We start from the raw sequence: 19,991 nt of genomic DNA on the forward strand, positions 1-19,991 counted from the left end.
CGTGCTCAATCCTCTCGGTCCCAGCTCGGAGAGATGCCCCGCGCGTACTGGATCTCGTCGTTGCTCACGCCCGCGGCCACCATGGGCCACACGAGCGCGTCACGCGAGACGGTGAAGTCGACGACGACGGGGCGGTCGTCGATCTCGTTGGCCCGGCGGATGGCGTCGTCGACCTCGGCCACCGACTCCACCCGGATGCCGACGGCGTCGTACGCCTCGGCCAGCTTGACGAAGTCAGGCACCCGCATCGTGCCGTGGCCCGTGTGCAGGTCGGTGTTCGAGTAGCGCTCGTTGTAGAAGAGCGTCTGCCACTGGCGCACCATACCGAGCGAGCTGTTGTTGATCAGCGCGACCTTGATCGGGATCTCGTTGATGGTGCAGGTGGCCAGCTCCTGGTTGGTCATCTGGAAGCAGCCGTCGCCGTCGATCGCCCAGACGTTGGCGTCGGGGCACCCGACCTTGGCGCCCATGGCCGCGGGGATCGCGTAGCCCATGGTGCCGAGGCCGCCCGAGTTGATCCACGTGCGTGGATGCTCATAGGTGATGAACTGCGCGGCCCACATCTGGTGCTGGCCCACGCCCGAGACGAAGACCGTGCCCGGGTCGTTGATCTCGCCGAGGCGCTGGATGACGTGCTGCGGCGAGAGCAGGCCGTCCTCGGTCTGCGTGTAGCCGAGCGGGTACGTCTTGCGCCACTCGTCGATCTGGTGCCACCAGCCGGCGAGGTCGGGCAGCCCGGCGCGCTCGTGCTCGGCCTGCAGCGCGGGCAGCAGGTCGGCGAGCACCTCGCGCAGGTCGCCGACGATCGGCACGTCGACCGCACGGTTCTTGCCGATCTCGGCCGGGTCGATGTCGGCGTGCACGACGGCGGCGTGCGGCGCGAAGCTCGACAGCTGACCGGTCACGCGGTCATCGAAGCGGGCGCCGAGCGCCACGATCAGGTCGGCCTTCTGCAGTGCTGCGACGGCGGGCACGGTGCCGTGCATGCCGGGCATGCCCAGGTGCTGCGGGTGCGTGTCGGGCACCGCGCCGCGGGCCATGAGCGTGGTCACGACGGGCGCGCCCGACACGTCCACGAGCCTGCGCAGGCCGTCCCACGCCTGGGCGCGGATGACGCCGCCGCCCACGTAGAGCACCGGGCGCCGTGCCGACGCGAGCAGCCGCGCGGCCTCGCGCACCTGCTTGGCGTGCGGCTTGGTCACCGGGTGGTAGCCGGGCAGGCGCGTCTCGCTCTGCCAGGCGAACGACGTCGTCGCCTGGAGGGCCGACTTGGCGATGTCGACGAGCACCGGGCCGGGGCGGCCGGTCGCGGCGATGTGGAACGCCTCGGCGATGGTGCGCGCGATGTCGTCCGCGTCGGTCACGAGGTAGGAGTGCTTGGTGACCGGCATCGTGATGCCGACGATGTCGGCCTCCTGGAACGCGTCCGTGCCGATCATCGGGGCCCCGACCTGGCCCGTGATGGCCACCATCGGCACCGAGTCCATGTTGGCGTCGGCGAGCGGGGTCACGAGGTTGGTGGCCCCGGGGCCGGACGTCGCCATGGTGACGCCGACCTTGCCGGTCGCGTGCGCGTAGCCCGACGCCGCGTGCCCACCGCCCTGCTCGTGCCGCACCAGGATGTGGCGCAGGCGCTCGGAGTCGAGCAGCGGGTCGTACGCGGGGAGGATCGCGCCCCCGGGGATACCGAAGACGACCTCCGCGCCGACCTCCTCGAGCGAGCGGACGACGGCCTGTGCGCCCGTCATCGCCTCGCCGGTGACGGCGGCGGGCGCCGTCTGCGTTCCGGGGAGGACGGCGGAGCTGCGCGCGGCGACCTGTGCGGGGCTCGGGTGCGGCTGTGCCATCGGATTCTCCTGCCAGTCGGTGGGTGCGGGGGCAATAGAAAACCCCCCGATCCCCGGATGGAGCTGCGGGGACGATCGGAGGGTGAGCGCGCTGACGGTGCCGTCGGTACGTCTGGCGTCAGCCAGCGCGCCCGGGAAGTACTACGCGGCGGATCGTCTGCATGTCCCTGAAGGTACGCCCCGCGGGCGCGGGGTGTCACCTTTCGTGGCGCGCTTCCCACATCGTGGGATCGCGGATCGGTCGCTGGACATCAGCGGGCCCGGTCAGGACGGCTCCGCCCCGAGCGCCCGCGCCGCGGCGCCGATCTCCCGCGCGAGCGCGACGTCGCGCCGCGACAGCCCGCCGACGTCGTGCGACGTCAGCCGCACCGTCACGCTGCCGTAGCGCAGGTCGACGTCAGGATGATGGCCGGCCGCGTCGGCAAGCTCGGCGATGCGCGCCACGAGCCGCGCGCCGACGTCGAACGATCCGGTGCGGAAGACGGCCTCGGCGAGGCCGGGCACCCGCCAGCCGTCCGTCCCCTCGGCCGCCACGAACTCCTCGGGCGCGATGGCGTCGCCTGCCGTCATTCGAGCACCGCCCCCGCGACGCCGACTGCACCAGCTTGGTGTACTTCGCCAGCACGCCGCGCGTGTACGCGTGCGCGAGCGGCGCCCAGCCGTCGCGCCGGGCGGCGAGCACGGCGTCGTCGGCCAGGAAGTCGAGCGTCTTGGCGCGCACGTCCAGGCGGATGCGGTCGCCGTCGCGCACGAACGCGATGGGACCGCCGTCGACGGACTCCGGGGCGATGTGGCCCACGCACAGGCCCGTGGTGCCGCCCGAGAACCGCCCGTCGGTGACGAGCAGCACGTCCTTGCCGAGGCCGGCGCCCTTGATCGCGCCGGTGATGGCCAGCATCTCGCGCATGCCCGGCCCACCCTTGGGGCCTTCGTAGCGGATGACGACGACGTCGCCCTCGGTGATCGTGCCGTCCTCCAGGGCGTCCAGGGCGGCGCGCTCGCGCTCGAAGACGCGCGCCGTCCCCTCGAAGACGTCCTCGGTGAACCCGGCCGTCTTCACGACGGCGCCGTCGGGCGCGAGCGAGCCGTGCAGGATCGTGATGCCGCCCGTGGCGTGGATGGGGTTGTCGATCGCGCGCAGGATGACCCCGTCGGGGTCCGGCGGGGCGATGCCAGCCAGGTTCTCCGCGACCGTGCGACCCGTCACGGTCAGCGCGTCGCCGTGCAGCAGCCCGGCCTCCAGCAGCGCCTTCATGACCACGGGCACCCCGCCGACGCGGTCGACGTCGTTCATGACGTACCGCCCGAACGGCTTGAGGTCGCCCAGGTGCGGCACACGGTCGCCGATCCGGTCGAAGTCCGCGAGGGTCAGGTCGACGTCGGCCTCGTGCGCGATGGCCAGCAGGTGCAGCACCGCGTTGGTCGAGCCGCCGAACGCCATCACGACGGCGATGGCGTTCTCGAACGCCTCCTTGGTGAGGATCTGCCGCGCCGTGATGCCCTGGCGCAGCAGGTTCACCACGGCTTCCCCCGACCGGTGCGCCCAGGTGTCGCGGCGCCTGTCGGCCGACGGCGGCGAGGCCGATCCCGGCAGCGACATCCCGAGCGCCTCGGCGGCCGAGGCCATCGTGTTGGCGGTGTACATGCCGCCGCACGCACCCTCACCGGGGCAGATCGCGCGCTCGATGCGGCCGACGTCCTCCTCGCTCATGAGCCCGCGCGCGCACGCACCCACGGCCTCGAAGGCGTCGATGATCGTGACCTGCCGCTCGGAGCCGTCCGAGAGCGTGACCCAGCCGGGCATGATCGACCCGGCGTAGAGGAACACGCTCGCCAGGTCGAGCCGCGCGGCCGCCATGAGCATGCCCGGCAGCGACTTGTCGCACCCGGCCAGCAGCACCGACCCGTCGAGCCGTTCGGCCGACATGACGACCTCGACCGAGTCGGCGATGACGTCGCGCGACACGAGCGAGAAGTGCATCCCCTCGTGCCCCATCGAGATGCCGTCGGACACCGAGATCGTCCCGAACTCCAGGGGGTAGCCGCCGGCCGCGTGCACGCCCTCCTTGCACGCCTGCGCGAGCCGGTCGAGCGACAGGTTGCACGGCGTGATCTCGTTCCACGACGACGCGACGCCGATCTGCGGCTTGGCGAAGTCCTCGTCCCCCATCCCGACGGCACGCAGCATCCCGCGTGCCGCGGTCGCCTCAAGCCCGTCGGTCACCTGCCACGAGCGGGGCTTGACGTCGCGAGCGCCCATGGGCCGAGCGTAGGTCCGGTGCGCCGCCCGCGCGCGGGGCAGCGCACCGGTTCGGCTCGCGAGGGAGCCACCCGCGTCAGGGGGTTGCCCGCTCGCCGTGCTGCGGTCACGCTAGAACCGTGTTCCAGCGCCCCGCTCCTCGCCCGAACCCGCCCGTCACCCGCGACCGCGTCGAGGCCGTGCTGAAGGCGCGGGACTGGAAGTACTGGATCGACTCGGACGGCGATCTGGGCGGGAACTGGGACGGCAACCAGTTCTTCTTCCTCTTCTACGGCAAGCAGAAGGAGATCCTCCAGGTCCGCGGATGGTGGAAGCACGAACTGCCCGGCGTCGCGGAGGTCGCAGCCACGACCGTCGCCAACGCGTGGAACCGGGACATGCTCTTCCCGAAGGTCTATGTGCGGGTCAGCGAAGACGTCGTCCGCGTCATCGGCGAGCAGTCGATCGACCTTGAGCACGGCGTGACCGACGAGCAGCTGAGCCTGTTCGTGCGGTCGTCCATCTCGACCAGCCTGCAGGCGTTCGAGCGGTTCGACGAGCACTTCCGCGACCCCGTCTCCTGACGGGTCGCGCGCCCCTGACGGCGTCGCGGCGTCAGCGCCGGGGCAGGCGCGACACGTCCCGCACGGCACCGCGGTCCGCCGACGTCGCCATGGCGGCGTAGGCCCGCAGGGCCGGCGACACGTACCGGTCACGGTCGACGGGCGTCCACGGGAACTCCGACGCCTCCATCTTGGCGCGCCGCTCCGCGAGCACCGCGTCCGGCACGTTGACACGGATGACCCGGGCCTCGACGTCGATCTCGATCTCGTCGCCGTCCTCGACCAGGCCGATGGTGCCGCCCGCGGCGGCCTCCGGGGACACGTGGCCCACGGAGATGCCCGACGACCCGCCCGAGAACCGCCCGTCGGTGATCAGCGCGACGACCTTGCCCAGCCCACGGCCCTTGATGAACGACGTCGGGTAGAGCATCTCCTGCATGCCCGGACCGCCCGCGGGCCCCTCGTAGCGCACGACGACGACGTGCCCGGGCTCGACCTGCTTGGTGAGGATCTTCTCGACCGCCTGCTCCTGCGACTCGACGACGAGCGCCTTGCCCGTGAAGTGGAAGACGTCGGGGTCGATGCCGGCCGTCTTGATGATCGCGCCGTCCTGCGCCAGGTTGCCCTTGAGCACCGCGAGGCCGCCCTCGACGGTGTAGGCGTGCTCGATGTCGCGGATGCAGCCGATCGCGGCGTCGGTGTCGAGCGACTCCCACACGTTCGACGTCGAGAACGCCTGCGTCGTGCGGACGCCGCCGGGAGCCGCGTGGAACAGGTCGACCGCCCGCTGCGTCGCGGAACCGCCGCGCACGTCCCAGGCGTCGAGCCACGCGCGCAGCGTCGGGGTGTGCACCGAGGTGACGTCGTGGTCGAGCAGCCCGGCGCGGTCGAGCTCGCCCAGCAGCGCGGGGATGCCCCCGGCCCGGTGCACGTCCTCCATGTGGAAGTCCGGATGGTTCGGCGCGACCTTGCTCAGGCAGGGCACGCGGCGGCTGATCGCGTCGATGTCGTCGAGCGTGAAGTCGACGCCCGCCTCCTGCGCGGCCGCGAGGATGTGCAGCACCGTGTTGGTCGAGCCGCCCATGGCGACGTCGAGCGTCATCGCGTTGGTGAACGCGGCCCTGGTGGCGATGCCGCGCGGCGCCGCCGTGTCGTCGCCGTCCTCGTAGTAGCGGCGGGCCAGGTCCACGACGGTGCGGCCCGCCTCGAGGAACAGGTCCTTGCGCGCGGTGTGCGTGGCGAGCGTCGAGCCGTTGCCCGGCAGCGACAGGCCCAGCGCCTCCGTGAGGCAGTTCATCGAGTTCGCCGTGAACATGCCCGAGCACGAGCCGCACGTCGGGCAGGCGTTCTCCTCGACGAGCCCGAGCGAGTCGTCCGAGACGTTGTCGTCGGCCGAGTAGTTGATCGCGTTGATGAGGTTCAGGTGCGTCCGGGCGACGCCGTCGGCGACGACGGCCTTGCCGGCCTCCATCGGCCCGCCCGAGACGAAGACCGTCGGGATGTTCAGCCGCAGCGCCGCGTTGAGCATGCCCGGGGTGATCTTGTCGCAGTTGGAGATGCACACGAGCGCGTCCGCGGTGTGCGCGCTGACCATGTACTCGACCGAGTCGGCGATCAGGTCGCGGCTGGGCAGCGAGTAGAGCATCCCCCCGTGCCCCATCGCGATGCCGTCGTCGACGGCGATCGTGTTGAACTCCTTGGCCACGCCGCCCGCCTCGCGGATCGCGGAGGCCACCAAGTCGCCCATGTCCTTGAGGTGGACGTGCCCGGGGACGAACTGCGTGTACGAGTTGGCGATCGCGATGATCGGCTTGCCGAAGTCCTCGGCACCCATGCCGGTCGCGCGCCACAGGGCACGCGCGCCCGCCATGTTGCGGCCGTGGGTGGACGTACGGGAGCGCAGGGGCCGACTCATGCGGATCACCCTACGCCGCCGTCCGCGGGCTGAGCGGCCCCCGTCCGCAGGGTGACCGTCAGTCGCCCGAGGTGTGCACGCCCTCGACGACGTCGGCCGCGCGCATGCGGCGCAGCACCCACGGGCCGAGCGCGGCGACGACCCCCGCGAAGACGAGCGCGACGGCACCGATCCCGCCGAAGAACGGCGTCGGCGCGACGCCTTGCGTCGCCTGGACGAGCTGCGCCGTGATCGCCTGCCCCGCCGCGGGGGCGAGGAACCACAGCGCCATGGCCTGCCCGCGGAACGCGCGCGGCGCCAGGAGCGTCGTCGCGGCGAGCCCCACCGGGGACAGGCACAGCTCGCCGAGCGTCTGGATCACGTAGACCAGGCCCAGCACCCAGGCACCCGTCTTCGCCTCCCCCGACACCGCGGAGGCGGCCGCCAGGAACAGGAACGAGAACGCCGCGAGCGCCAGGCCGATCGCGAACTTGTACGGCGTGGCCGGGCGGTCGCCCGAGCGCAGCCAGATCCAGGCGAAGACCGGTGCCAGCACGATGATCGTCAGCGGGTTGACCGACTGGAACACCTCGGGGCTGAAGTCGTGGAACCACAGGAACGACAGCACCGTCTCGTCGCGGGCGTACGTCGACAGCGTCGTCGCGGCCTGCTCGAAGATCATGAAGAAGAGCATCGCGGCGACGAACAGCGGGATGTAGGCGAGCAGCCGGCTGCGCTCGGGGTCGCTCACCTTCGGCGACCGGTAGATCACGACGAAGAACAGCACGGGCACCACGAACGCCAGATAGCTCAGCGAGTCGACGATCGTGTCCAGCCCGAACGTGCCGTTCGCTGCCGCCACGACGAGGTAGAGCGCCACGACGCCCAGCGCGATCGTCAGGAGCAGCCGCACGATCTTGGGGCGCTCCTGCGGCGAGATCGGGTTCTCGACGTGCGCGCCCGCTCCCGCAAGGAGCGAGCGCCCGCCCACGAAGCACACCAGCGCGAAGGCCATGCCGACGGCCGCGACGAGGAACCCGGCGTGGTAGCCCCACGCGTTGCGCACCGCGCCGACGATGAGCGGGCTGAAGAACGAGCCGAGGTTGATGCCCATGTAGAAGATCGAGAACGCCGCCTGCCGGCGCGGGTCCTGGCGCTCGTACAGCTCGCCGACCATCGACGACACGTTGGGCTTTAGGAACCCCGTGCCGAGCGCGACGAGGCAGATGCCCAGCCACGAGAAGCCCGAGGCCGGGATCGCCAGCGCGACATGACCGGAGGCGATGATGACGCCGCCCAGGAACGTCGCCCGGTACGCGCCGATGACGCGGTCCGCGAACCAGCCGCCGACCACCGACAGCAGGTACACGCCCGTGCCGTAGATCGAGACGATCGCCTCGCCCTGCGTCTTGCCGAACCCGAGCCCGCCGTTCGCGAGCGTGTCGGTGATGTAGAAGACGAGGATGGCGCGCATCCCGTAGTAGCTGAAGCGCTCCCACAGCTCGGTGCCGAAGAGCGTGAACAGCGCCAGGGGGTGCCCGAAGAACCGGCGGTCACCGGCCACGGCGGCGGCGGGCGTCCGCGCCAGAGAGGGGTTCGTCACCCACTGATGCTCGCACCGCGACCGCTCCCACGCCGCTGGAGACGGCGGCGGGAGAGGCCGCCGTCCGTGCTAGCGGCCCGTCGCCGCCTGGAACTCGTCCTCCAGGAGGCTCATCACGACGACGTCCACCCAGCGGTCGCCGTCGCGGTGCGCGTCGCGCAGGCGACCCTCCTCGCGGAACCCGAGCGACTCGTACAGGGCCTTGGCACGCGGGTTGATGGTCAGCACGTGCAACGACACCCGGTGCAGCCCCGGGCCGTGCTCGAGCTCGCCGTCGACGCGCACACCCTGGAACGCGAACCGCAGCACCTCCCAGATGGCCTCGCGGCCGTACCCGCGGCCCGGTAGTCGGGGAGCATCTGCAGGCGCAGGTTGGCCGACCGCGCGACGTCGTCCAGGTCGTTGAGGACGATCTCGCCGATGAGCTCGTCGCTCACCGGCTGCCCGCCCCGGACGGCGCCGGGCGTGATCGCCCAGTCGTACCGGCCGGGACGGTCGCTGACCGTCGCCGCCCACTCGTCGACCTGTGCGCGCGTGAACGACGTCGTCGTCCCCGTCTGGCGCATGCCCTCCGGGTCCTGCAACGACTCCCAGAGGCGCTGCGCGTCACGTGCCTCGATGGGGCGCAGGCGCACCATCTCGCCGTGCAGCACGGAGCTGCGGGTCACCGGGTCCCCCGTCCCGTCAGGCGCCGATGCGCTCGAGCACCAGCTCGCGCACCCGCTTGGCGTCGGCCTGGCCCTTGGTCGCCTTCATGACGGCGCCGATGATCGCACCGACCGGGCCGAGGTTCCCGCCACGGACCTTCTCGACGACGTCGGGCTGCGCGGCCAGGGCCGCGTCGACGGCCTCGAGCAGCGCCCCGTCGTCCGACACCACCTCGATGCCGCGCGCGACGACGACCGCCTCGGGGTCGCCCTCGCCTGCCAGCACGCCCTCGAGCACCTGGCGCGCGAGCTTGTCGTTGATGCGCCCGGAGTCCACGAGCGCCTGGAGCTGGGCGATCTGCGCCGGCGTGATGGCCAGCTCGTCGAGGGTCGTCTCGGTCTGGTTGGCGCGCCGGGCCAGCTCCCCCATCCACCACTTGCGCGCGGCCGCGGGCGTGGCGCCCGCCGCGACGGTCGCCTCGATGAGGTCGAGCGCACCGGCGTTGACGACGTCGCGCATCTCCGCGTCGGCGTAGCCCCACTCGCCCTGCAGCCGGCGACGGCGCGTCGCGGGCAGCTCGGGCAGCGCCGCACGGATCTGCTCGACCCACTCGCGGCTCGGTGCCACGGGCACCAGGTCGGGCTCCGGGAAGTACCGGTAGTCCTCGGCGTCCGACTTCACGCGGCCGGCCGACGTCGTGCCCGTGTCCTCGTGGAAGTGCCGGGTCTCCTGCACGACGGCGTCACCCGCGTCGAGGATCGCGGCCTGGCGCGAGATCTCGTAGCGCACGGCGCGCTCGACCGAGCGGAACGAGTTGACGTTCTTGGTCTCGGTGCGCGTGCCGAGCTTGTCCTGCGGCGTCGGGCGCAGCGAGACGTTGACGTCGGCGCGCACGTTGCCGCGCTCCATGCGGGCCTCGGACACGTCGAGCGCACGGAAGATGTCGCGCAGCGTCTGCACGTAGGCGCGGGCGACCTCGGGCGCGCGGTCGCCGACGCCCTCGATGGGCTTGGTGACGATCTCCACGAGGGGGATGCCCGCACGGTTGTAGTCCACCAGCGAGTACTCCGCGCCCTGGATGCGGCCGGTCGCCCCGCCCACGTGCGTGTTCTTGCCGGCGTCCTCCTCCATGTGCGCGCGCTCGATCTCGACGCGGACCACGGTGCCGTCGTCGAGCTCGACGTCGACCCAGCCGTCGTACGCGATGGGCTCGTCGTACTGCGACGTCTGGAAGTTCTTCGGAACGTCCGGGTAGAAGTAGTTCTTCCGCGCGAACCGGCAGGTCTGCGCGATCTGGCAGTTGAGGGCCAGCCCGATGCGGATCGCGTACTCGACGGCCTTGCCGTTGACCACCGGCAGGGCGCCCGGCAGTCCCAGGCTCACCGGGGTGGTCTGCGTGTTCGGCTCGCCGCCGAAGGCGACCTCGGCCGCGCAGAACATCTTGGTGCGCGTGCCGAGCTCGACGTGCACCTCGATGCCGAGCACCGGGTCGTACCTCGTGACGGCGTCGGCGTAGTCGACGAGTGCGGGCGTGTTCACGGACACGGTTCGGTTCTCCGTCTTCTCGTTCGTCACAGCTCGGGGGCGCTCGCCAGCAGGGGGGCACCCCACTGGGCCTCGAGCAGGTGCTCGAGCGCCGCTCCGACGCGGTAGAGGCGGTCGTCGGCCTTGGCCGGGGCCAGGATCTGGAAGCCGACCGGCAGGCCGTCGTCCGAGACGCCGTTGGGCACCGAGATGCCCGGCACGCCGGCGAGGTTGGCCGGGATGGTCGCGACGTCGTTGAGGTACATCGCGAGCGGGTCGTCGAGCTTCTCGCCCAGCTTGAACGCCGTGGTCGGGGCCGTGGGGCTCACGAGCACGTCGGCCTGCGCGAAGGCGCCGGCGAAGTCGCGCTGGATGAGCGTGCGGACCTTCTGCGCGCTGCCGTAGTAGGCGTCGTAGTAGCCGGCGCTCAGCGCGTACGTGCCGAGGATGACGCGGCGCTTGACCTCGTCGCCGAACCCGGCACCGCGCGTCGCGCCCATCACGCGCTCGGCGGTCACCGGGCCCTCGGACGGCGTGACGCGCAGGCCGAACCGCATGCCGTCGAACTTCGCGAGGTTGCTCGACGCCTCCGCGGGCATGATCAGGTAGTACGCGTCGAGCGCGTACGGGAAGTGCGGGCAGGACACCTCGACGAGCTCGGCGCCCGCCCGTTCCAGCAGGTCGAGCGACTCGTGGAACCGCGCCAGGACGCCCTCCTGGTACCCCTCGCCCTGGAGCTCGGCGACGACGCCGACGCGCAGGCCGGACAGGTCGCCCGTCGCGCCCTGGCGGGCCGCGTCGACCAGCGACGGCAGCGGCTCGGGGATCGACGTCGAGTCGCGCGGGTCGTGCCCGCCGATGAGCTCGTGCAGCAGCGCCGAGTCGAGCACGGTGCGCGTCACGGGGCCGGCCTGGTCGAGGCTGGAGGCCATGGCGATGAGGCCGTAGCGGCTCACCGACCCGTAGGTCGGCTTCACGCCCACGGTGCCCGTGACGGCGCCCGGCTGGCGGATCGAGCCGCCCGTGTCGGTGCCGATCGCGAGCGGCGCCTCGAAGGCCGCGACGGCCGCGGCCGATCCGCCGCCCGAGCCGCCGGGGATGCGGTCGAGGTCCCACGGGTTGTGCGTGTCGCCGTACGCCGAGTGCTCGGTGCTCGACCCCATGGCGAACTCGTCCATGTTCGTCTTGCCCAGGATCGGCAGCCGCGCGGCCTTGAGCCGCTCGACGAGCGTGGCGTCGTAAGGCGGGATCCAGCCTTCGAGGATCTTGGACCCGGCCGTCGTCGGCAGGCCCTGCGTCACGACGACGTCCTTGACGGCGATGGGCACGCCGGCCAGCGGGTGCAGGTCCTCGCCTGCGGCACGCCGGGCGTCGACGTCGCGCGCGGTCGCCAGCGCCTCCTCGGTGCTCACGTGCAGGAAGGCGTGCACCTTGCCGTCGACGGCGTCGATGCGGTCCAGGTGGGCCTGCGTCGCCTCGACGCTGCTGATCTCGCGCGCGGCGAGGCGGTCCGCCAGGGCCGCGGCGGACAGGCGGGTCACGTCCGTCATCTCACTCCTCCCCGAGGATCTGCGGGACGAGGAACTTGCCGTCCTGCGAGTCCGGCGCCCCGGCGAGCACGTCGGCGACGGGCAGCGCCGGCACCGGGACGTCCTCACGGAACACGTTCGTCATCGGCAGGGGGTGGCTGGTCGCGGGCACGTCGGGAGTGGCGACCTGGTTCACCTTGGCGATCGACGTGACGATGACGTCGAGCTCGCCGGCGAGCCGGTCGACCTCCTCGGGCCGCAGGTCGATGCGGGCCAGGGCAGCCACGCGCGCGACCTCGTCACGGGAGATGGTGGACATGGCGGTCAGTCTAGTGTCCGTGCCCTGACCTCAGAGCAGCGCGGGCGTCATGGCGTCTGCCGCCCCTACCTGTCGACGTCCTGGTCCACGTCCTGGTCCAGCACGTCGGCGAGGCCGCGGTCACCGCCCGACGCCGACATCACTCCACGCCCACGCCGAGCGGCCGGGCGCCGGTGAACGGCTCCGGTTCCCCCGCGGCCTCCCGCTGCGCCGCGACGGCCTCGATGACGGCCTTCGCGACGGCCTCCACGACCTGCGGGTCGAACACGCTCGGCACGATGAAGGAGGCGTTGCGCTCGCGGTCGTCGACGACGCCGGCGATCGCGACCGCGGCCGCCCGCAGCACCTCGTCGGTGATGGCGTGCGCGCGGGCGTCCAGCAGGCCGCGGAACAGGCCCGGGAACGCGAGCACGTTGTTGATCTGGTTGGGGTGGTCGCTGCGGCCGGTCGCGACGACGGCGGCGTGCTGGGCGGCGGCGCCCGGGTCCACCTCGGGGGTCGGGTTGGCCAGCGCGAACACGATCGCGTCGTCGGCCATCGCGGCGATGTCGTCACCCGTGAGGATGTTCCCGGCCGAGACGCCGATGAAGACGTCGGCGCCGACCAGCCCCTCGCGCAGCGTGCCCTGGAACCCGTCCTCGTTGGTGTGCTCGGCGATCCACCGCCGGTGGTCGTCGGTGTGCTCGTCGCGACGGCTCACCGCCCCGCGGCGGTCGAACCCGACGATGTGCCGCGCCCCTGGACCAGGAGCAGGCGGATGACGGCGGATCCTGCCGCGCCGACGCCGCTGACGGCGATCCTCACCTCGTCGAGCGACTTGCCCACGACCTTGAGGGCGTTGATCACCGCGGCGAGCACGACGATCGCGGTCCCGTGCTGGTCGTCGTGGAACACCGGGATGTCCAGCTCGTCGCGCAGGCGACGCTCGATCTCGAAACAGCGCGGCGCGGAGATGTCCTCCAGGTTGATGCCGCCGTAGGCCGGCGCGATCGCCTTGACCGTGCGGATGATCTCCTCGGTGTCCTTGGTGTCGAGGGCGACGGGCCACGCGTCGATCCCGCCGAACTGCTTGAACAGCGCAGCCTTGCCCTCCATCACGGGCATGGACGCCTCGGGGCCGATGTCGCCCAGTCCGAGCACCGCGGTGCCGTCCGTCACGACCGCCACGGTGTTGCGCTTGATCGTCAGGCGCCAGGCGTCGGCAGGGTTCTCGGCGATGGCGAGGCACACGCGCGCGACGCCCGGGGTGTACGCCCGCGACAGGTCGTCGCGGTGGCGGAGGTTGACCTTGGGGTGCACCTCGAGCTTGCCGCCCAGGTGCATGAGGAACGTGGCGTCGGAGACGTGCCGGACCTCGATGCCGTCCATCGTCGCGAGCGTCGACCGGATCTGGTGGACGTGGGCGACGTCACGGGTGTTCGCGGAGACGTCCACGAGCATCGTGGTGTTGGTCGACTCGACGACGTCGACGGCCGTGACTGCCGCTCCCGTGGCGCCGACCGCCGCCACGAGGTCCGCCGTCGTGTGCGCCTGCGTGAGCGCGGCGATCCGCAGCGTGATGGAGTAGCTGGGGCCGGGGATGGATGTCACTGGCACGTCCTCTCGGTCGATCTGCGCGACGGCTCTCGCACCTGGCGCTACCGCTATCCGGAGTATTGTTTCCGATATGCGGAACTTTGACAATGCGCTCTGCGCCGACGACGCAGTCGCACCGCCGATGTCCGCCTGATCGTGGCACGACCACCCCGACGAAAGGAGGCCCGCGTGACACCGCCCGCCCCCGACACCACCGCCGGCCCGGCCCACCCCGCACCCCGGTCCGGTGGCGTCCAGTCGGTCGACCGCGCCCTCGAGCTGCTCGAGCTGCTCGCCGACGCCGGAGGGCAGGCCACGCTCGGAGAGCTCGCCGAGCGCACCGGGCTGCCGCTCGCGACGATCCACCGCCTCATCCGGACGCTGCTCAACCGCGGGTACGTGCGCCAGCTCCCCTCCCGCCGTTACACGATCGGCCCTCGGCTCATCCGGCTGGGCGAGTCCGCCGGACGGCAGTTCGGCTCCGACGCCCGCCCCTACCTCGCCCGCCTCGCCGCCGAGCTCGGAGAGAGCGCCAATCTCGCGATGATCGACCGGGACATGGTCGTGTACGTCGCACAGTCCTCGTCGGCGCACTCAATGCGCATGTTCACCGAGGTCGGCAGGCGGGTCCACACCCACTGCACCGCCGTCGGCAAGATGGTCCTGTCCCAACTCCCCGACCGCACCGTCACCGAGATCATGGCGCGCGTCGGCATGCCGCAGGTCACCGAGAAGACGATCACGACGGTACCCGCCCTCCTCGCGGAGCTCGAGTCCGTGCGCGCGCAGGGCTACGCGGTGGACGACGGCGAGCAGGAGGTCGGGGTGCGCTGCTTCGCCGTGTCCGTCCCCGGAGCTCCCGTCCCGACGGCGCTGTCGGTCTCCGGGCCGGACGCACGCGTCAACCGCGAGTTCGGCACCCGGGCCGTGCCCGCACTGCACCGCGTCGCCGACGAGATCGCCGCCGTGCTCCGGGCCACCTGACGCCCGGCCGCCCACGGGAGGGCCCGGTCCCGCCCCGTCAGGGCATCCGGGCGTATGCCGGCGTCGTCAGGAACTCCGCGTAGTCGTCCGAGACCGCGACCTCGAGGAAGAGCGCCTTCGCCGCGTCGTAGTCGCCCGGCTCCCCCGGCAGCGTCGCCACGACCTCCTCGACGAGCTGCCCGACCAGCTCCCTCGTGACCTTCCGCCCCGTGTCGGCGAGCACGATGTCGTTGTGCAGCCACTGCCAGATCTGCGACCGGGAGATCTCGGCCGTCGCGGCGTCCTCCATGAGGTGGTGGATCGCGACCGCGCCCTGACCACCCAGCCACGCGCGCAGGTACTGCAGAGCGACGTCGATGTTGGTGCGCAGCCCGCGCTCGGTGACGTCTCCTGGCGTCGACGCCACGTCGAGCAGCTCGGTGGCCGTCACGCGCACGTCCGCGCGCGCGTTGTCGATCTGGTTCGGCCGCTCGCCGAGGACGGCGGTGAACGCCTCGCGGCACGTCTCCACCATCCCTGGGTGCGCCACCCAGGAACCGTCGAAACCGTCGCCCGCCTCCCGGGCCTTGTCGGCGCGGACCTTCTCGAAGGCTTCCGCGTTGACGGTCGCATCCGCGCTCGGGATGAACGCGGCCATGCCGCCGATGGCGTGCGCCCCGCGCCGGTGGCACGTCGAGACCAGAAGCTCGGTGTAGGCGCGCATGAAGGGGACCGTCATGGAGATCGCGTTGCGGTCCGGGAGCAGGAACTCCCGGCCGCGCGTCCGGAAGTTCTTGATCACCGAGAACAGGTAGTCCCACCGGCCCGCGTTGAGCCCCGCACTGTGCTCACGCAGCTCGTAGAGGATCTCCTCCATCTGGAACGCGGCCGGGATCGTCTCGATGAGGCACGTCGCCCGGATCGTCCCGCGCGCGAACCCGAGCCGTTCGGAGGCGATCACGAACGCGTCGTTCCACATCCGCGCCTCCAGGTAGTGCTCCATCTTCGGTAGGTAGAGGTACGGACCCAGCCCCTTGGCGATCTGCCGCAGCCCCGCCGTCGCGACGAAGAGCGCGAAGTCGACGAGCGCACCGGCCACCACCTCTCCGTCCACCAGCACGTGCTTCTCGTCCATGTGCCAGCCGCGCGGGCGCATGACGATCGTCGCCAGCTCGGCGTCGGGCCGCAGCGCATACGGCTTCCCGTTCTCCGCCGTGAAGTCGATCCGGCGCTCGATCGCGTCCAGAAGGTTGACCTGCCCACCGATCACGGACTCCCAGCGAGGCGTGTTGGCGTCCTCCTGATCCGCGAGCCAGACCTTGGCGCCCGAGTTCAGCGCGTTGATCGTCATCTTGCGGTCTGTGGGACCGGTGATCTCGACGCGCCTGTCGACCAGGCCGGGCGCCGGGGCGGCGATCCGCCACGAAGGGTCGTCGCGCACAGCCTGCGTCTCGGAGAGGAAGTCGAGGCTCCCGCCGGCCGCCAGCGCGGCTACGCGCTCCTGCCGAGCAGCCAGCCGCTCCAGGCGCCGAGTACCCAGCGCACGGTGGAGCGCGACGATAAGTTCCTGCGCGGGCCTCGTCAGCACCTCGCCGGCGCGCGCCGGAAGGCTCCCGGCGATCTCGATTCCGCTCACGGTGTCCATCGTTGGACCTCCTGTCTGCTCACGGGCAGCGGTCACGCGCGCCGCCCCCGCACGCGGGCGCCCTCGCCTCGCGGGAAGCCCGGCGGCGCCGCGTCCGTTTTCCGTATCGTGGACTTTCGCTTCCTCTATACGGTAGCAGACGGAGAACCCGGGCATGCGAAAGACCCCGCACCGTGGGTGCGGGGTCTTTCGTGAAGGGTGTCCGGCGGCGTCCTACTCTCCCACCCCGTCTCCAGGGCAGTACCATCGGCGCTGTAGGGCTGAGCTTCCGGGTTCGGAATGGGACCGGGCGTTTCCCCTACGCTATGACCGCCGTAACTTTATCGAGTTGTTCGGGTTGGTTGCCCGTTTCTCGGGAACCGCACAGTGGACGCGTTGCATGAAGTGTGTGTGTTGAAGTTGTTGGCTGATTAGTACCGGTCAGCTGCGGCAGTCGTTGGTCCTGCCTTCCACATCCGGCCTATCTACCCAGTGGTCTCGCTGGGTGCCTTCAGACCCTTAGGTCATGGAAACCTCATCTTGAAGCAGGCTTCCCGCTTAGATGCTTTCAGCGGTTATCCTTCCCGAACGTAGCTAACCAGCGGTGCACTTGGCAGTACAACTGGCACACCAGAGGTTCGTCCGTCCCGGTCCTCTCGTACTAGGGACAGCCCTTCTCAAGTTTCCTGCGCGCGCAGCGGATAGGGACCGAACTGTCTCACGACGTTCTAAACCCAGCTCGCGTACCGCTTTAATGGGCGAACAGCCCAACCCTTGGGACCTACTCCAGCCCCAGGATGCGACGAGCCGACATCGAGGTGCCAAACCATGCCGTCGATATGGACTCTTGGGCAAGATCAGCCTGTTATCCCGGGGTACCTTTTATCCGTTGAGCGACGGCGCTTCCACAAGCCACCGCCGGATCACTAGTCCCGACTTTCGTCCCTGCTCGACCTGTCGGTCTCACAGTCAAGCTCCCTTGTGCACTTGCACTCGACACCTGATTGCCAACCAGGCTGAGGGAACCTTTGGGCGCCTCCGTTACATTTTGGGAGGCAACCGCCCCAGTTAAACTACCCACCAGGCACTGTCCCTGGTCCGGATCACGGACCGAGGTTAGATGTCCGAAGCAGTCAGAGTGGTATTTCAACGTTGACTCCCCCGAGCTGGCGCCCGGGGTTCATAGTCTCCCACCTATCCTACACAAACTGCACCGAACACCAATACCAAGCTATAGTAAAGGTCCCGGGGTCTTTCCGTCCTGCTGCGCGTAACGAGCATCTTTACTCGTAGTGCAATTTCGCCGAGCTCGCGGTTGAGACAGCGGAGAAGTCGTTACGCCATTCGTGCAGGTCGGAACTTACCCGACAAGGAATTTCGCTACCTTAGGATGGTTATAGTTACCACCGCCGTTTACTGGGGCTTAAATTCTGAGCTTCGCTTACGCTGACTCGTCCTCTTAACCTTCCAGCACCGGGCAGGCGTCAGTCCGTATACATCGTCTTGCGACTTCGCACGGACCTGTGTTTTTAGTAAACAGTCGCTTCTCCCTGGTCTCTGCGGCCGTCCCCGCTCCCACCGCTAGGGTGTTCACGGTTCGGGCCCCCTTCTCCCGAAGTTACGGGGGCATTTTGCCGAGTTCCTTAACCACGATTCGCTCGATCGCCTTGGTATTCTCTACCTGACCACCTGAGTCGGTTTGGGGTACGGGCGGCTAGAACCTCGCGTCGAGGCTTTTCTTGGCAGCTGAGGATCACCCGATATCCCGCATACGCGGTCACTATCGCCTCTCACCCTTGATGGTGTGCGGATTTGCCTACACACCGGGCTACGGGCTTGGACGTGGTCTACCATCGCCACGCCGGGCTACCTTCCTGCGTCACCCCTGTTAATACGCTTACCTACTACCCGATCGGGTCACGCGCCGCCTCCACAGTGGCACCCGAAGGTGCCGGCGTGGTCTTGGGGCGTTTAGCATCTCGAGGTTCGGTACGGGCGGTTCTTCGCCGGTAGGAGAATATCAACTCCTTGTCCATCGACTACGCCTGTCGGCCTCGCCTTAGGTCCCGACTTACCCAGGGCGGATTAACCTGGCCCTGGAACCCTTGGTCATTCGGCGGACGGGTTTCTCACCCGTCATTCGCTACTCATGCCTGCATTCTCACTCGTGTGGTCTCCACCGCTGGGTCACCCCGCGGCTTCACCGCCCACACGACGCTCCCCTACCCAGCACAGCCCTGAACCACGAAGGCTAGGGTATCGCTGCACTGCCACGGCTTCGGCGGTGTGCTTGAGCCCCGCTACATTGTCGGCGCGGAATCACTTGACCAGTGAGCTATTACGCACTCTTTCAAGGGTGGCTGCTTCTAAGCCAACCTCCTGGTTGTCTGTGCAACTCCACATCCTTTCCCACTGAGCACACGCTTAGGGGCCTTAGCCGGTGATCTGGGCTGTTTCCCTCTCGACTACGGAGCTTATCCCCCGCAGTCTCACTGCCTCGCTTGCACTTACCGGCATTCGGAGTTTGGCTGACGTCAGTAACCTGGTGAGGCCCATCGGCCATCCAGTAGCTCTACCTCCGGCAAGAAACACGAGACGCTGCACCTAAATGCATTTCGGGGAGAACCAGCTATCACGAAGTTTGATTGGCCTTTCACCCCTAACCACAGGTCATCCCCCAGGTTTTCAACCCTGGTGGGTTCGGTCCTCCACGACGTCTTACCGTCGCTTCAACCTGCCCATGGCTAGATCACTTCGCTTCGGGTCTAGACCCGGCGACTATGGGCGCCCTATTCGGACTCGCTTTCGCTACGGCTTCCCCACACGGGTTAACCTCGCCACCGAGCACTAACTCGCAGGCTCATTCTTCAAAAGGCACGCCGTCACCCCAGCTAGGGAGGCTCCGACGGATTGTAGGCACACGGTTTCAGGTACTATTTCACTCCCCTCCCGGGGTACTTTTCACCTTTCCCTCACGGTACTAGTCCGCTATCGGTCACCAGGTAGTATTTAGGCTTAGCAAGTGGTCTTGCCAGATTCACACGAGATTTCTCGGGCCCCGTGCTACTTGGGATCCCCTCAACCAGGCCACGACATTTCGTCTACGGGACTACCACCCTCTACGGTCCGGTATTCAACCCGGTTCGACTATGACGCGACTTTCTGACTGGCTGCAGTCTTGTCAGCAACTGCTAGAAGGTCCCACAACCCCGCGACAGCAACGCCTGACAGCTTTCACACTGCCGCGGTTTGGCCTCATCCGCTTTCGCTCGCCACTACTCACGGAATATCTCTTCCTGCCGGTACTGAGATGTTTCACTTCCCGGCGTTCCCTCCACACACCCTATATATTCAGGTGCGGGTACCCGCGCATGACCGCGGGTGGGTTCCCCCATTCGGAAATCCTCGGATCACAGCTCGTTTGCCAACTCCCCGAGGCTTATCGCAGGCTACGACGTCCTTCTTCGGCTCCTGGTGCCAAGGCATCCACCCTGTGCCCTTAAAAACTTCAACAAAAATGATCACACTACAGAGACGTCAGGGACGACAACCCCAAAGGGATCGCCGCCTTGAACATCTTGGATGCTCGCGTCCACTGTGCAGTTCTCAAGCTACGGACGAACCCACCAGACCAGGACCGCCTGACCACACCCCCACCCCCAC

Annotated in this window: 12 protein-coding genes, 2 rRNA genes and 2 pseudogenes; 2 read left to right on the top strand and 14 right to left on the bottom strand. The window is 69.3% G+C overall.

The genetic code is table 11. The annotated features are described in order from the left end of the window. Positions 1-5: 5 nt before the first annotated feature. From ET495_RS07770 to ilvD (ET495_RS07780), 3 genes and pseudogenes are all read right to left on the bottom strand, one after another. Positions 6-1,847, bottom strand: coding sequence for an acetolactate synthase large subunit (locus ET495_RS07770; RefSeq protein WP_129203991.1), 1,842 nt, complete (start codon positions 1,845-1,847; stop codon positions 6-8). Between the two features lie 264 nt (positions 1,848-2,111). Further along, positions 2,112-2,417, bottom strand: a complete 306-nt coding sequence (locus ET495_RS07775; RefSeq protein WP_129203993.1) for a 4a-hydroxytetrahydrobiopterin dehydratase — start codon at positions 2,415-2,417, stop codon at positions 2,112-2,114. Positions 2,418-2,427: 10 nt separating this feature from the next. Next, positions 2,428-4,107 (bottom strand): annotated as a pseudogene (gene ilvD, locus ET495_RS07780) (dihydroxy-acid dehydratase); the annotation flags it as partial. Between the two features lie 119 nt (positions 4,108-4,226). Here ilvD (ET495_RS07780) and ET495_RS07785 point away from each other — a divergent pair. Continuing rightward, positions 4,227-4,670, top strand: a complete 444-nt coding sequence (locus ET495_RS07785; protein ID WP_129203995.1) for a type III secretion system chaperone family protein — start codon at positions 4,227-4,229, stop codon at positions 4,668-4,670. A gap of 31 nt (positions 4,671-4,701) precedes the next feature. Here the strand turns inward: ET495_RS07785 and ilvD (ET495_RS07790) are convergent, their stop codons facing one another. From ilvD (ET495_RS07790) to ET495_RS07820, 8 genes and pseudogenes are all read right to left on the bottom strand, one after another. Next, positions 4,702-6,564 (bottom strand): dihydroxy-acid dehydratase, encoded by a 1,863-nt coding sequence (gene ilvD / locus ET495_RS07790; RefSeq protein WP_129203997.1) that lies wholly within the window; start codon positions 6,562-6,564, stop codon positions 4,702-4,704. Positions 6,565-6,622: 58 nt separating this feature from the next. Next, on the bottom strand, positions 6,623-8,146 hold the full coding sequence (locus ET495_RS07795) for a peptide MFS transporter (protein WP_129203998.1): 1,524 nt from the start codon (positions 8,144-8,146) through the stop codon (positions 6,623-6,625). A gap of 69 nt (positions 8,147-8,215) precedes the next feature. Continuing rightward, positions 8,216-8,386: a GNAT family N-acetyltransferase gene (locus tag ET495_RS19385; RefSeq protein ID WP_342770157.1), complete on the bottom strand. Its 171-nt coding sequence runs from the start codon at positions 8,384-8,386 to the stop codon at positions 8,216-8,218. After that, positions 8,368-8,814, bottom strand: a complete 447-nt coding sequence (locus tag ET495_RS07800; RefSeq protein ID WP_342770158.1) for a GNAT family N-acetyltransferase — start codon at positions 8,812-8,814, stop codon at positions 8,368-8,370. Before ET495_RS07800 ends, ET495_RS19385 begins: the two co-directional genes overlap by 19 nt. A gap of 16 nt (positions 8,815-8,830) precedes the next feature. Next, positions 8,831-10,339, bottom strand: a complete 1,509-nt coding sequence (gatB, locus tag ET495_RS07805) for an Asp-tRNA(Asn)/Glu-tRNA(Gln) amidotransferase subunit GatB (RefSeq protein WP_129204001.1) — start codon at positions 10,337-10,339, stop codon at positions 8,831-8,833. Positions 10,340-10,365: 26 nt separating this feature from the next. Then, positions 10,366-11,868, bottom strand: coding sequence for an Asp-tRNA(Asn)/Glu-tRNA(Gln) amidotransferase subunit GatA (gene gatA / locus ET495_RS07810; protein ID WP_129204003.1), 1,503 nt, complete (start codon positions 11,866-11,868; stop codon positions 10,366-10,368). A 1-nt stretch (position 11,869) separates the two neighbouring features. Beyond that, a complete protein-coding gene (gene gatC / locus ET495_RS07815; protein ID WP_129204005.1) occupies positions 11,870-12,166 on the bottom strand; it encodes an Asp-tRNA(Asn)/Glu-tRNA(Gln) amidotransferase subunit GatC in 297 nt (98 codons plus the stop codon). A gap of 139 nt (positions 12,167-12,305) precedes the next feature. Then, a pseudogene (locus ET495_RS07820) lies at positions 12,306-13,756 on the bottom strand (NAD-dependent malic enzyme). 174 nt (positions 13,757-13,930) lie between these two features. Between ET495_RS07820 and ET495_RS07825 the strand changes: the two are divergent. Then, the gene (locus ET495_RS07825) at positions 13,931-14,725 is read left to right on the top strand and encodes an IclR family transcriptional regulator (RefSeq protein ID WP_129204007.1); all 795 of its coding nucleotides are present in this window, start codon (positions 13,931-13,933) and stop codon (positions 14,723-14,725) included. 37 nt (positions 14,726-14,762) lie between these two features. Here the strand turns inward: ET495_RS07825 and aceB are convergent, their stop codons facing one another. From aceB to ET495_RS07840, 3 genes are all read right to left on the bottom strand, one after another. Then, complete coding sequence (gene aceB, locus ET495_RS07830; protein ID WP_129204009.1) at positions 14,763-16,349, bottom strand: malate synthase A; 1,587 nt, start codon at positions 16,347-16,349, stop codon at positions 14,763-14,765. 200 nt (positions 16,350-16,549) lie between these two features. Beyond that, a 5S ribosomal RNA gene (gene rrf / locus ET495_RS07835) occupies positions 16,550-16,666 on the bottom strand. A 73-nt stretch (positions 16,667-16,739) separates the two neighbouring features. After that, positions 16,740-19,841, bottom strand: a 23S ribosomal RNA gene (locus ET495_RS07840). Positions 19,842-19,991: the final 150 nt, after the last annotated feature.

This window comes from Xylanimonas allomyrinae, assembly GCF_004135345.1.
GTDB lineage: Bacteria > Actinomycetota > Actinomycetes > Actinomycetales > Cellulomonadaceae > Xylanimonas > Xylanimonas allomyrinae.

What these genes read in the sequence shown, in the direction of transcription:
- ET495_RS07770 (WP_129203991.1), bottom strand. Translation starts at nt 1,847, where the DNA reads ATGGCACAGCCGCACCCGAGCCCCGCACAGGTCGCCGCGCGCAGCTCC.
- ET495_RS07775 (WP_129203993.1), bottom strand. Translation starts at nt 2,417, where the DNA reads ATGACGGCAGGCGACGCCATCGCGCCCGAGGAGTTCGTGGCGGCCGAG.
- ilvD (WP_129203997.1), bottom strand. Translation starts at nt 6,564, where the DNA reads ATGAGTCGGCCCCTGCGCTCCCGTACGTCCACCCACGGCCGCAACATG.
- gatA (WP_129204003.1), bottom strand. Translation starts at nt 11,868, where the DNA reads ATGACGGACGTGACCCGCCTGTCCGCCGCGGCCCTGGCGGACCGCCTC.
- gatC (WP_129204005.1), bottom strand. Translation starts at nt 12,166, where the DNA reads ATGTCCACCATCTCCCGTGACGAGGTCGCGCGCGTGGCTGCCCTGGCC.
- aceB (WP_129204009.1), bottom strand. Translation starts at nt 16,349, where the DNA reads ATGGACACCGTGAGCGGAATCGAGATCGCCGGGAGCCTTCCGGCGCGC.